11 protein-coding genes and 1 pseudogene are annotated in these 13,366 nt (G+C 59.8%); 9 read left to right on the forward strand and 3 right to left on the reverse strand.

Going from position 1 to position 13,366, the window contains the following annotated elements; genetic code table 11:
- The first annotated feature begins 11 nt into the window (after positions 1-11).
- The 7 genes from ABQX22_RS05530 (at position 12) to ABQX22_RS05560 (ending at position 7,424) form a co-directional block, all read left to right on the forward strand.
- Positions 12-1,610: an ABC transporter substrate-binding protein gene (locus ABQX22_RS05530; RefSeq protein WP_349797305.1), complete on the forward strand. Its 1,599-nt coding sequence runs from the start codon at positions 12-14 to the stop codon at positions 1,608-1,610.
- Between the two features lie 161 nt (positions 1,611-1,771).
- Positions 1,772-2,332, forward strand: a complete 561-nt coding sequence (locus tag ABQX22_RS05535) for a carboxymuconolactone decarboxylase family protein (protein WP_349797307.1) — start codon at positions 1,772-1,774, stop codon at positions 2,330-2,332.
- Positions 2,329-3,111 carry an ABC transporter ATP-binding protein gene (locus ABQX22_RS05540; protein WP_349797309.1) on the forward strand — a complete coding sequence of 261 codons (783 nt, stop codon included), beginning with the start codon at positions 2,329-2,331 and terminating at the stop codon, positions 3,109-3,111. Before ABQX22_RS05535 ends, ABQX22_RS05540 begins: the two co-directional genes overlap by 4 nt.
- Positions 3,108-3,941: an ABC transporter permease gene (locus ABQX22_RS05545; protein ID WP_349797311.1), complete on the forward strand. Its 834-nt coding sequence runs from the start codon at positions 3,108-3,110 to the stop codon at positions 3,939-3,941. The genes ABQX22_RS05540 and ABQX22_RS05545 overlap by 4 nt, the downstream gene beginning before the upstream one ends.
- Before the next feature lie 8 nt (positions 3,942-3,949).
- A complete protein-coding gene (locus ABQX22_RS05550; protein ID WP_349797313.1) occupies positions 3,950-4,918 on the forward strand; it encodes an ABC transporter substrate-binding protein in 969 nt (322 codons plus the stop codon).
- Positions 4,919-4,966: 48 nt separating this feature from the next.
- Positions 4,967-6,337: an LLM class flavin-dependent oxidoreductase gene (locus tag ABQX22_RS05555; protein ID WP_349797315.1), complete on the forward strand. Its 1,371-nt coding sequence runs from the start codon at positions 4,967-4,969 to the stop codon at positions 6,335-6,337.
- Positions 6,338-6,488: 151 nt separating this feature from the next.
- A complete protein-coding gene (locus ABQX22_RS05560; RefSeq protein WP_349797317.1) occupies positions 6,489-7,424 on the forward strand; it encodes an alpha/beta fold hydrolase in 936 nt (311 codons plus the stop codon).
- On the opposite strand, the pseudogene ABQX22_RS26890 reads toward ABQX22_RS05560, so the two are convergent.
- Positions 7,381-7,518, reverse strand: a pseudogene (locus ABQX22_RS26890) (MASE2 domain-containing protein); the annotation flags it as partial. The gene ABQX22_RS05560 and the pseudogene ABQX22_RS26890 overlap by 44 nt on opposite strands.
- A gap of 374 nt (positions 7,519-7,892) precedes the next feature.
- Between ABQX22_RS26890 and paoC the strand changes: the two are divergent.
- Both paoC and ABQX22_RS05570 read left to right on the forward strand, forming a co-directional pair.
- A complete protein-coding gene (gene paoC, locus ABQX22_RS05565) occupies positions 7,893-10,103 on the forward strand; it encodes an aldehyde oxidoreductase molybdenum-binding subunit PaoC (protein WP_349797319.1) in 2,211 nt (736 codons plus the stop codon).
- 33 nt (positions 10,104-10,136) lie between these two features.
- Positions 10,137-11,090 carry a LysR family transcriptional regulator gene (locus tag ABQX22_RS05570; protein WP_349797321.1) on the forward strand — a complete coding sequence of 318 codons (954 nt, stop codon included), beginning with the start codon at positions 10,137-10,139 and terminating at the stop codon, positions 11,088-11,090.
- Here the strand turns inward: ABQX22_RS05570 and ABQX22_RS05575 are convergent.
- Positions 11,080-11,844: an IclR family transcriptional regulator gene (locus ABQX22_RS05575; protein WP_349797323.1), complete on the reverse strand. Its 765-nt coding sequence runs from the start codon at positions 11,842-11,844 to the stop codon at positions 11,080-11,082. The genes ABQX22_RS05570 and ABQX22_RS05575 overlap by 11 nt on opposite strands.
- Positions 11,845-11,963: 119 nt before the next feature.
- Complete coding sequence (locus tag ABQX22_RS05580; protein ID WP_349797325.1) at positions 11,964-13,283, reverse strand: MFS transporter; 1,320 nt, start codon at positions 13,281-13,283, stop codon at positions 11,964-11,966.
- Positions 13,284-13,366: the final 83 nt, after the last annotated feature.

Below are 13,366 nucleotides of genomic sequence, written 5' to 3' on the forward strand. Positions count from 1 at the left end.
GACGGAAACCCATGATGACCCTGACTCGACGCCAACTGCTGGCCTACGCCGGTGCCAGCGGCACCCTCCTGCAACTGACGCCGCGCTTCTCGTTCGCCGACGACACCCCCGTGCGCGGCGGCACCCTGAAAATGCATATCGCCATCGAACCGCCGATTCTGGTAAACCTGACGCACACGGCGGGCGCTGCGGTGTACATCACCGGCAAGGTCACCGAAGGCTTGTTGACCTACGATCTGGACCTTAAGCCGCTGCCGCAACTCGCCACCGCCTGGACCGTGAGCGATGACGGCCTGGAATACAGCTTCAAATTGCGCGAAGGGGTGAAGTGGCACGACGGTCAGGATTTTACCGCCGACGACGTCGTGTATTCGCTGCAAACCCTGAAGGCCTCCAACCCGCGAGGCCGCGCGACCTTCGCCAACGTCGCGAGCGTCACGGCAATCAACCCGCATCTAATGCAGCTCAAGCTGAGCAAGCCTGCGCCGTATCTGCTCACGGCACTCGCTGCATGCGAATCGCCGATTGTGGCCAAACACGTGTACGGCGACGCGCGCCCGGAAACCCACGCCAACGCCACCGCGCCTATCGGCACCGGGCCTTTCGTGTTCAAGGAATGGGTGCGCGGCAGCCATGTGATTCTGGAGCGCAACCCCAACTATTGGGACGCGCCCAAACCGTATCTCGATCGCATCATCGTGCGTTTCATTGCCGACTCGGCGGCCACCGTTGCTGCGCTGGAGGCCGGTGAAATCGATATCTCGACCGGCGGCGTGCCGCTCAGTGATATCGACCGGATCAAAAGCAATACGCGCCTGAGCATCGAGGATCGCGGCGAGCCGTACATCAACGGCATCACCCGCGTGGAATTCAACTTCGACAATCAGTACCTGCAAAAACATGAGGTGCGCACCGCCATTGCCCACGCGATCAACCTTGAGTTCATCCGCAAGACCATTTTCCTTGGCTACGGGCAGCCGCTTTACGGGCCGATCAGCCCGGACATGAAAGCGTTCTATGCACCGGACTTGCCGCGTTACGCGTTCGACGTGGCCAAAGCTAATCAGTTGCTCGACGACGCGGGATTTGCCCGCGATGGCAGCGGCGTACGCTTCAAGCTTACGCTGGACCCATTGCCTGGCCCTGAAACCTATCGACGCACCGCCGACTACATCAAGCAAGCGCTGGCGAAGATCGGCATTCAGGTGACCCTGCGCTCACAGGATTTTGCGACCTACGTGAAACGCGTCTACACCGACCGCGATTTCGATTTCACCCTCAACGGCATGAGCAACCTGTTTGATCCGACCGTGGGCGTGCAGCGGCTGTATTGGTCGAAGAATTTCCAGCCCGGCGTGCCGTTCTCCAACGGCGCTCACTACAGCAATCCGAAGGTCGACCAGCTGCTGGAAGCGGCTGCGGTGGAGACCGATGTGTCCAAACGTTTTGCGCTGTTTTCCGAGTTCCAGAAAACCATTGTCGAGGACCTGCCCGATCTGGGCATTTCGACCGTGGTCAACCCCATCGTCTACGACAAACGCGTGAGCGACTTCTTTGTCGGGGCCGAGGGGCTGGGTGGTAATGCGGCGCAGATATACTTCAAGGCATGACAGCTGCGGTCTAATGGGTCGTGTAAATGGGCGAACGTTGGCTGTGCACTGCGTCGATGGGCTTAAAATCAAACGTATAAGCTCATTCCAACTCGGTATTTAGCACTTGGCCATGCGCTACCTAGAATCGCCTCCCCTATTGTTCGCGGATTGACGTCACGATGTCTCGCCTTACCGTCCTGGATCGCCAGAACCTTGAACCCACCACTGCCAACACCCTTGATCGCCTGCTACAAGACTATGGCCCATACGCCAGTCTGCTCGGCGCATTCGCCCATCGCCCTCCAGCGCTGGAACATTTGTTCGGGTATCTGGTTCAGTCCAAGCGCGATGGGCTGATTTCACCCCGGCATCTGGAAATCGCCCTGCTCACCGCGTCCAAGGCCCATGCCTGCCATTACTGCATCACCCTGCATGAACCCAAGCTTGCGGCGCAGGGCATCAGCCTTGAGGCGATCGAGCACTTGCTCGATGAGCAAGTACCCGGCCTGGACGCACAGGACCTGCTGGTGCGCGATTACTCGCGGCTGGTCACCTTGACACCCAACCGGATCAGCGATGATGTGCATCGCCGACTGCGCGAGTACTACAGCGAAGAACAGGTTGTGGAATTGACCATCCGCATCGCCCTGTGCAGTTTTTTCAAGCGTTTCAACGAAGCCCTGGAAGTGCCGAACGAGGACATCGTCGCCGCCGAGCTGCATGAGGATCACTCGGCATGACGGCCAAACTGGCGATAAGTCAGTTGTGCAAAACCTTCAACACTAACGCTCAGGCCGTACCGGTGCTCGACGACATTAACCTGCAGGTCCAGGCCGGCGAGTTTGTCAGCATCATCGGCCCTTCCGGCTGCGGGAAGTCAACCCTGTTCAATATCCTCGCTGGCCTGCTTGAACACGACAGCGGACGTATCGCACTGGACGGTCAAGAGGTGCCTCATCTGCGCGGACGCGTCGGCTACATGCTGCAGCGCGACCTGTTGATGCCGTGGCGCACGGTGCTGGAAAACGTAATCGTCGGTCTGGAGGTCAAGGGCACGCCACGAGCGGAGTCCGTCGAGCGGGCCCGTGAGTATCTGCAGAATTTCGGTCTGCTGCCCTTTCAGAACAGCTACCCCAAAGAGCTGTCCGGCGGCATGCGTCAGCGTGTGGCGCTGGCGAGAACCTTGTTGCCCGATCCCGACATCCTGCTGCTGGACGAACCGTTCTCGGCGCTGGATTACCAGACCCGTCTCTATCTGGAAGCCATGTTAGTGGACACCGCCAGCCAGCAAGGCAAAACAGTGGTGCTGGTCACTCACGACATCGATGAGGCCATCGCCCTTTCCCAGCGCATCTACGTGCTCAGCGCGCGTCCCGGCCGGGTCAAAAGCGAGCAACGTATCGATCTGCAAACCCGTTCCCCGCTGGAAGCGCGCCACGATCCCCGCTTTGCCGGTTACTTCGACCTGCTATGTCGAGAACTGGACATCCAGACCGCTGCCAGGACCCACGCCTCATGAGCCAGTCATCTTCAACTGCGACCCTGCCGATCAAGGCCCCACCAGCGCCGCCTCAACGTATCCCCGTGGGACTGGTGCAACTGGCGATTCTGCTGATCGTCGTGGGTACATGGGAGTACGGCGTACGGGCGGGATTCATTTCTGCTTTTCTGTTCGGCTCTCCCAGCGGCACCGTGTTGGCGGGCTGGAAGCTGATTCAATCGGGCGAACTGTGGGAACACGCGTATTACACGCTGTGGGCTTCGATTGTCGGCTTCGTCGCGGGCACTGTATTAGGCACCGCGCCAGGTTTGCTGCTGTGGTATTCCCCGTACGTGGCCAGAGTGATCGAGCCCTTCCTGGTGGCCATCAACAGCGTGCCAAAAATAGCCTTCGCGCCGTTGGTGATTCTTTGGTTCGGCACCGGCCTGATCTCCAAGATCGCGCTGTCGATTTCTTTGACCTCGATCGTGGCTTTGCTGGCGGCGTTTCAGGCGGCCAAAGACACAGACCCGGATCTGCAGAAAATGCTGATCTCGCTGGGTGCCAGCAAGTGGCAGATATTCACCAAAGTGGTCGTGCCTTCGTCTCTGCCCTACGTGATCAGTACCTTCCGCATCAACATTGGTTTCGCGCTGGTCGGCACCGTGGTCGGCGAGTTCATTTCTTCCAGCTACGGCATCGGCCATGTGATTTTCGTCGCGTCTTCGCTGTACGACCTGAACACCGTCTGGGTCGGGATTTTCAGCCTGATGGCGCTGGGGTTTGTGCTCTACGCCGGTGTTGAACTCGCCGAGCGCAAGTTGCTGCGCTGGAAAGACCAGACCTACGCCACTCATTTCAAACTTTAGGAATCAGCATGAAATTGTCCCTGCCTGCTCAACTGGCAACTCTGGCCCTGGCCTCTTCATTGTCCTTGAGCGCCTTCGCCGAAGACCAGACCGTGGTCTCCGCAGCATTCAAATCCGTGTTTTACCTGCCGGTGTATTTCGCCGAGGAGCACGGTTACTTCAAGGACGAAGGCCTGAATGTGCGCATCGATGTCGCATCGTCTTCGACCAATGCACTGGCCTCGGTGATCTCGCGCAGCGCCGACTTTTCCCTGCACGGCCCTGAGTGGACAGCCATTTCCTTTAGCCGGGGCGCTCCAGTGAAAATCATCGGCGGCACCCTCAATCGTCTAGGCGTGTGGCTGACCTGTAAGGCCGACTTGCCGTTCAACGGCTTTGCCAGCCTGGCGGGCAAGACTATCTCCACCGGCACTATGCCCACCACCAGCACCTCGGCATTCCTGCGGCTGGTGCAGCAGGCCGGGTTGAACCCGAAGAAAGACATCAAGCTGCTGGAAGTTCCGATGGGTAACGAGATCGGTCCGCTCAGTTCCGGCCAGGCCGACTGCGCCGTGCTCTATGAACCCGGCGCGTCCCAGGCCGAAGCCCAGGGCTACAAGGTCGTGGCGGCCTTTTCCAAACAGATGGGTCCCTACACCTTCTCGGCGATTTCCACCCGCAAGGACATCGATCCGCAGGTGTCGCACAAATTGGTCAGCGGCATCGATCGCGCGCTCAAAGCCATTCATAACGATCCTGAGGCGGCAGTCGCCAGCGGCCTGAAACTGTTCCCCAATCTGGACGCTGCCGTGGTACGCGCCTCAGTGCTGCGTCTGATCAGCGACGGCGTGTTCGCAGAATCGGTTGCGGTCGAGCCCAAGGCGTTGCAAGACGCGCTGCAAACCCAGGTCGATCTGGGCAATCTGCCTGAGGTGCCCAAAGACCAAAGCTGGATCGATCTGCAGTGGGCGGACCAGCAGGCCGCCAAGCACTATTGAGTGAACGCGCCTGCCACGATTGCCGGTGTCAGGCGCCAGGGAAAACCCATGAGCAAAGAGATCCGCTTCAATGCCTTCATGATGAACTGCGTCGGACACCTGGCTCCCGGTCAATGGACCGCCGCCGGCGATGACTCGGTTCGTTATCTGGACCCCGATTACTGGGCTGAGCTGGCTCGTTTGCTGGAGCGCGGTCTGTTTGACGCGCTGTTTCTGGGGGATGTGCTGGGGGTTTACGACGTAGATTCGCAATCGGCCGAGCCTGCGCTGCGCAATGCCGCGCAGGTGCCGATGAATGATCCGTTTCCTTTGATACCACTGATGTCCCAGGTCACCACTCATCTAGGGTTTGGCATCACCGCGTCGGCGACCTATGAGCCGCCCTACTTGCTCGCGCGGCGATTAACCACCCTCGATCACCTGACACGTGGCCGCGTGGCTTGGAACATCGTGACGTCTTATCTGGAGAGTGGCGCACGCAGTCTGGGGCTTGATGCACAGGTCGGCCACGACGATCGTTACGAGCGCGCCGACGACTACCTGACGCTGTGCTACAAACTGTGGGAAGGCAGCTGGGAAGACAGCGCGGTGCAGATCGACCGCGACGCGGGACAGTATGCAGCCCCTGGGAAAGTCCATCGCATCCAGCACAACGGCCCCTACTACCGAAGCGAAGGCGTCTACCAGTGCGAACCGTCGCCGCAGCGCACGCCGCTGTTGTTTCAGGCGGGAGGGTCACGCAGAGGGCAAGCCTTCGCGGCGACGCACGCCGAATGCATCTTCGTCGGCGCGCCAACGCGCAACGGCCTCAAACGCAGTGTCGACCAATTGCGTCTGGCGCTTGCAGCGCAGGGTCGACCTGCCGACAGCGTGCGCTTCTTCGCCATGTTTACGGTCATCGTTGAACCCACCAGCCTTCTTGCGGCGCAACGTCTGGCCCAGCTGCAAGGCCGGATCAGTTACGAAGGTGCCCGGGCGTTGCTGTCCGGCTGGACAGGCATCGATCTGTCTCGCTATGCGCCGGGGGACACGCTGACCTATGTCGACACCGAAGCCGGACAATCAGCCCTCGCCTCCTTCAGCAAGCTCGACCCTACACACGTCTGGACCGTCAAAGATGCTGTGGAGTTTGTTGCGCTAGGCGGGCGAGGCCCTGTCGTCGCGGGTAATCCGCAGGAAGTCGCCGATGCGTTGCAGAGCTGGATGGACGACACCGGCATCGATGGCTTCAATCTGGCCTATGTCGAGTCCACCCGGACTTTCAAAAACATCGTTGAACTGCTCGTACCCGAACTGCAGAAACGTAGCGCTTACAAGGCTGCCTACACGCCGGGGACCCTGCGTGAGAAGCTATTGGGAAAAGGGCCAGGATTGGCAACAACCCATTCGGGCTACCAGTACCGCGTCGGCAGGCCGTGAGCGGTAGTCGGAACGGGCTTTGGGGATCGGTTCAACCTTCGCGGCGAAAATAACCGTTGGGCATAGCCTTATGCTTTCATTCTGGTAGCAACGGGCATGAGTCATCGGCGATGCTTTGAGGCCCTATCATCGCTTCTAGCAAGGACATGCCATGCCGCGCCATTTAATCTTTGCCCTGTTTTGCCTCCTGCTTTCTGCCGCCGCAAACGCAGTCGAACGCTGGGAAACCCTACCTCCGACTCCCGCCCCGGTAACCGGCGCCAAAACAGGATACGCTGCGGTCAACGCTGTAAAAATCTACTACGCCATCAGCGGACATGGCTCGCCGGTGGTGTTGCTGCACGGCGGTTTGTCGAACTCCGATTACTGGGGCAGGCAGGTCCAGGCGCTGGCTGCAAAACACACAGTGATCACCCTCGACAGCCGGGGCCATGGCCGCAGCTCCAGAGATTCACAGCCCTTCGGCTATGAATTGATGAGCGATGATGTGGTTGCCGTGCTGGACACGTTGAAGATCCCGCGCGCAGACATTGTGGGCTGGAGCGACGGCGCAATCATCGGTCTGGACCTAGCGATCCGATACCCGAAACGCATCGGAAAGGTGTTTGCTTTCGCCCCCAACACGTTGACTTCCGGGGTGAAGGACAACGTTGATAAAAATCCGAATTTCGCCGCTTTCATCGAGCGTGCCGGCAAGGAATACGCACACCTGTCACCGACGCCCAGGGATTACGACGCCTTCGTAGAGCAGATCAGCCACATGTGGGCCAGCCAGCCAAACTGGACCGATGCCGACCTGAAGAAAATCAGCTCACCGATCCTGATCGTTGACGGCGATCATGATGAAGCCATCAAGCGTGATCACCTTGAATATGTTGCTTCCACCATCCCCCACGCAGGACTGCTGATCTTGCCCAATGTCAGTCACTTCGCCTTCATTCAGGACCCAGATTTTTTCAATGCTGCTGTGCTGCATTTTCTTGGAAAGGCACCGCCACCCGTCGCGCTAGAAGGTAAGCCACGTGCGGCCAGGCAAACGCGTGAAATATCAGAAGCACCCACACCCAGGCTGGCGTCGGTACGGTAAACAGAACGGCCGCGACTGCACAAAACCCGACCGCTGACCCCAGAACTCTAGGCAGGTAGATGCGCTTGGCGAAGGAGATGGCTTTGGGGGACATTATTCATCACAGGTCGTGGGGGCAGCATACTAACTGGGCATTAGTGGCACTGTGCTATGCAGTATGACCGACGGTGATGTAATGCGTTCGGGAAAGAAAATAAAGCAGGTATGAGCGTGAGCGTTGAATCGCAGCCGCGTCTGTTTGGTGCCCAAGCTGCCCGCGATTGCTGAGCGACCCTCATGGATTCATTATGAGATCGTGGGTTAACAGCCGTATACCGTTGCCTTAGGCTGCCACTAGGAGCAGTCAGCAGTCCCCGGTTAACAAATCCCGGCATAACTCGCCCAGCTTACCTTTCTGACGGGCGCGAACGATGCAGCAAGCCATAAGCTGGCTGGCGCTAATCCCACGATTGACCACGAGTAAGCCTCATGAAGTTTGATACGCCTGCGAGTACCAATCCCATCGATCAAATGAAGGTGATCGGTCAACCCAAGGATCGCGTTGAAGGCAAGCTGAAGACGACCGGCACGGCGACCTACGCTTACGAACAGCAGGCCGCTGTCAGCCCCCCGGCCTACGGCTATATCGTGGGTTCAGCCATCAGCAAGGGGCGGATCTCCTCGATTGATTCGAGCGACGCACGCCAGGCCAGCGGCGTTATCGCAATTGTCACCCATGAGAACGCAGGTCCACTGGACCGGGGCGAATTTTACGTTGATCGCGCGCTGGCCGGCCCCACGGTCGATCACTATCACCAGGCAGTTGCCATCATCGTCGCACACACGTTCGAACAAGCCAGGGCTGCTTCGGCTTTGCTCCGGATCTCCTATGTCAGAGAGCCTGGCGCTTTCGATCTGGCAGCGCAGCGACAGTCGGCCACGACGCCCGCGCCAGGTGCGTTCGGCCCTCCTCCACAGACCTCGATCGGGGATTTCGACAACGCGTTCCGGCAGGCTCCGTTCACGCTCGAAGGCCACTACACCACCCCGGATCACGCCCACGCGATGATGGAGCCCCACGCGACCCTTGCTCAGTGGCAGGGCGACAAGCTGACGCTCTGGACTTCCATCCAGCAGATCAACTGGGGTGTCAGGGACCTGGCTAAAACGCTGGGTATTCCTAAAGACAACATTCACCTGATCTCGCCCTACATCGGCGGCGGCTTCGGTGGAAAAGGCACCATCCTGTGCGACGCCGTACTGGCGGCTTTGGCAGCCAGAGAAGCCGGGCGCCCGGTCAAGGTCGCACTCCCCCGCCCGCTCATGTTCAACAACCTGACCCACAGGCCCGCGACGATTCAACGAATAAGGCTCGGCGCCAATCCGGATGGCACACTCACCGCCATCGGCCACGAGAGCTGGTCCGGCAATTTGCGCGGCGGCCGGACTGAAGCCGCCACTGCATCGACCCGGACGTTGTATGCGGGCGCCAACCGTATGACCCGCTTGTACCTTGCCCAACTGGACCTGGCCGAAGGCAGTGCCATGCGCGCGCCGGGTGAGGCGCCAGGCATGATGGCGCTGGAAATCGCCATGGACGAAATGGCTGAGAAATTGGGGATCGACCCTGTGAAGTTTCGCGTCATCAACGACACCCAGGTCGACCCGGAACAACCTGATCGCCGGTTTTCTCAGCGCCAGTTAATAGAGTGCCTGAACACCGGCGCCGATCATTTTGGCTGGGCTCGGCGTAACCCCCATCCCGCTCAGGAATTGCATGACGGCTGGTGGGTCGGCGTCGGGATGGCGTCTGCGATTCGGGGCGCACCCACGACAAAGTCGGCTGCTCGGGTTCGGCTGGATCGCAACGGTATGATCACTGTCGAAACCGACATGACCGACATCGGCACCGGCTCTTACACCATCATTGCCCAGACCGCGGCGGAGATGCTCGGCGTCGACATGGATAAGGTGACCGTCCACCTGGGGGATTCATGGTTCCCGGAGTCTTCGGGTTCCGGCGGGCAATGGGGAGCCGCCTCATCCACCGCCGGCGTCTACGCTGCCTGTGTGAAACTCAGGGAAGCCATCGCGACCCGGTTGGGATTAGATCCGACGAGCGCCGAATTCATCGATGGCCACGTTCGTGACGGATTAAACAACCGCCCACTGGCAGACGCTGCGGTGGACGGCGACCTGGTGGCACAAGACACGATGGAGTTCGGTGACTTGGCAAAACAATACGCTCAGCAGACCTTTGGCGCGCATTTTGTCGAGGTGGGTGTCCATGCCGCCACAGGGGAAATCCGCATTCGCCGGCAGTTGGCCGTGTGCGCAGCGGGCCGAATACTCAACCCCAAGACAGCCCGCAGTCAGATCATCGGGGGCATGACCATGGGCGCCGGTGCTGCGCTGATGGAAGAAATGGTTGTGGACACTCGACTGGGTTTCTTCGTCAATCACGATCTGGCGGGCTACGAAGTGCCGGTGCACGCCGATATCCCCCATCAGGAGGTGATTTTCCTGGATGAACCAGACCCCTACGCGACGCCTCTCAAAGCCAAAGGTGTCGGCGAGCTCGGCATATCCGGCGCGGCAGCGGCGATTGCCAACGCGGTTTATAACGCGACGGGCATAAGGGTTCGCGATTACCCCATCACGCTCGATAAACTCATCGACCAGTTGCCCGCTCTGGGCTGATTACCCTTCATTGACGTGGTTTTGGAGTCATCCATGCAGCTCAGCCGCACCAATTTGGCAGACATTGTTTATTTCCTCGCCATCGCGCGGCAACAAAGCTTCAGAAAGGCCGGTCAAGAGTTGGGAATCAGCGCCTCAGCGCTCAGCCATGCCATGAAAGGACTTGAGACGCGGCTTGGCGTTCGGCTGCTCAATCGCACCACGCGCAGCGTGACCCTCACGGCCGCTGGCGAAGAGCTGCAGGGGCTCATCAGCGCTCCGGTCAACGATATCGGACAAGCGCTGGAGACCCTGAACCGCCTGCGCAACGAGCCCGCCGGGCGTATCCGTCTGAACGTCTTGAGCGACGGCGCAAAACTGCTGCTGGGCCCCGTCCTGCCGGTGTTTGTCAATCGCTATCCGGATATCGAGGTCGACGTCACCGTGACCAATCGCATGGTCGACATCATCGGCGACGGGCATGATGCGGGCATTCGTTTTGGTGGGACGGTGCCCGAAGACATGATCGCTCAACGACTTTCTCCCGATGTCGCCTGGGCCGTTGTGGGAGCGCCTGATTACCTGGCGCGGTTCGGTACCCCGAAACATCCGGACGATCTGCACCGACATCGTTGCTTGCGCGTGCGCTTGGGCAACGCCCGCATTTACCACTGGCAATTCTCGAAAGAGGATCAACAGATGGAAATCGACGTGCCCGGCGCCATCACCATCGATGAAACCCGCGTCGGTCTCGCGATGGCGATGCGTGGGGCCGGCTTGATGTACGTACCGGCGGCGGTCGTGGAACGACAGATCGCCGAAGGCACCCTGCAGCGCGTCCTGGAGGACTGGACTCACCACGACCCGGGTTTTCACATCTATTACTCAAGCTTCAGACAGGTGCCAGTCGGTCTTCGTCTGCTCATTGACCTCATCCGCGAACTGGAGCCGATGGGGCCACTGCCCTGCCCCCTCGGTGCCCCGCCCTCTTTCCCAGTCACGGGTTGAGTCGGCTCAGCGCATGGCGCAGCTCGACATTGCTCCCGCCCAGGGCGCTGGTCGCCATGGCGGCGTGGCGCAACAGAATGGACGCTGCATGATGGAGGTGTTCTTTGAGCAATCGGTCGGAGGGCCCGGAAAGCGTCAATGCGCCCTTGAGTTCGTAGCCCGTCGAAAAGACCGGCACGGAAACAGCCGTGGTTTCCGGGTCGCGCTCACCGATGGAACTGGCCCAGAACTGCTCACGTATGTCAGTCAGCGCGACGTCTGGCTGGCGCGAAAAGGCACGCAGGATTTTCCCCGAAGCGCCGGCGTTGAGCGGGAAACGCGCGCCTTCGAGCACTGACACACGAACTGCTCGCTTGGGCTCGACGCGAAATAACACCACCCTGCTGCCGTTCTCCAGCACATAGAAAGAGGAGGTCTCTCCGCTTTCCTCGGCGATCGACTCCAACAGGGGATGGATGACGTCGCGCAGACGAAACGACGCTTGATAAAGCTGGGACAACCGCAGCGGTTCAGGCCCCACAGAATAGTTGCCATCGCTCAGACGGCGGACGAACCCGGCTTTTTCCAACGACATTATCAGGCGCAGGATCGTACTTTTATAAAGCCCCGTGCGTCTGGCCAGTTCAGCCAGGCTCAGACTGCTCTGCTCTGCCTGGAACGCGGACAGTATTGCGAAGGCACGATCAACGGCGGCGACGCCGCCTTCGCCGCTGTGGGATTGCTCGGAGATGCTGGATTCGGGATCGGTTTTCATAGCCACTCAATGTCAAGTCGGGGCGACCATTGACCCCGGCGACTGGAACGCCGCCGGGTGTCGGCACGACAACTATAGTGGGCTCAAGATACCCGTTGAGGGGTGTGAGAACCAGTGCGTCACTGTTCGCGCAGGAACAGCCTTAACGAGACCACCATGGCGGCTGCAATGAACATGATGCAGCCCATGACCATCAGTCCGGCGGTGAACGAGCCGGTGTAGTCCTTCAAGAAGCCCATCAGGTACGGCCCTACAAAACCGCCGAACGCGCCAATGGAATTGATCAAGGCGATACCGCCCGCCGCTGCCTGCCCGCGCAGAAACTTGCCCGGCAGGGTGTAGAAGATCGTCTTGCCGGCAATCGTCCCCACCAACGCGAACGTGATCCCGACCAGCGCAGGTATTAGCGCATCCATCTGCAACGCAAAAATCAACGCCACCCCGGCCAACAGCATGGCGAGCGTGAGATTCAGTATGCCTTTACCCGTGCGGTCCACGTATTTGGCCCAGACCAGCAGGCCGACCGTCGCGAAGAAGTACGGAATGGCGGCCACCCAGCCGATCATGCTGAGTTCAACGCCATGGGCCTTGAGCATCTGCGGCAACCAGATCCCGATGCCGTACGATCCGAGGGTGAAACTGAAGGTGATGGAGCTGAGAATCCACACCCGCGGATCCTTCAGGGCGGCCCTGAAACCATGACTGTGATCGCCCTTGCTTTGCTCGTCGGCGAGCATATCGGTCAGGGTCGTACGCTCCTGGGGTGACAACCACGTTGCTTCAGCAGGATGGTTGGTCAACACCTTGAACGTGATCAGCCCCAGGATGCAGGCCGGCACGCCCTCAATGATGAACATCCACTGCCAGCCCGCCAGCCCCAGAAAACCATGCATCTGCAGCAGCCAGACAGACAGCGGGCCACCGACGAGGAAGGAGATCGGGGTTGCCACGGTGAACCACGCCAGCACGCGGGTGCGGTACTGAGCCGGAAACCACAACGTCAGAAAGAAAATCACCCCGGGGAAGAAGCCCGCCTCGGCAATGCCCAGGATCAGCCTGACGGCGTAGAAGCTGTACGGCCCGACCACTAACGCCGTGGCTGCCGCTGCCAGCCCCCAGGTGATCATGATCCTGGACATCCACAAGCGCGCGCCGAAGCGATACATCGCCAGGTTGCTCGGCACCTCGCACAGGCAGTAGCCAAAGAACATGATCCCGGCACCGAGCCCGAATTGAGTGGCCGTCAGGCCGAGCTGATCGGTCATCTGCAGGGCGGCGTAACCCACGCTGGTACGGTCCAGGTAGTTGAAAAAATATGCCAGTGCCAACAGCGGTATCAGGCGCCACGCCGCCTTGTGCAAGACCCGGGTCTGCTCCGCATTGAGCGTCAGCGCTGTCGCCGGTGTGGGTTGTTCCTGAGATGTCGTGACAGTAGCCATGACCTTTTCCTCGACTTTTATTTTTATAAGCTGACGGTGGAAAAACCCGTCAGCAACAGGGTTCAGAAAGCCTGCCTGGCATC

The organism is Xanthomonas sp. WHRI 1810A (assembly GCF_040202885.1).
Classification (GTDB): Bacteria; Pseudomonadota; Gammaproteobacteria; order Pseudomonadales; family Pseudomonadaceae; genus Aquipseudomonas.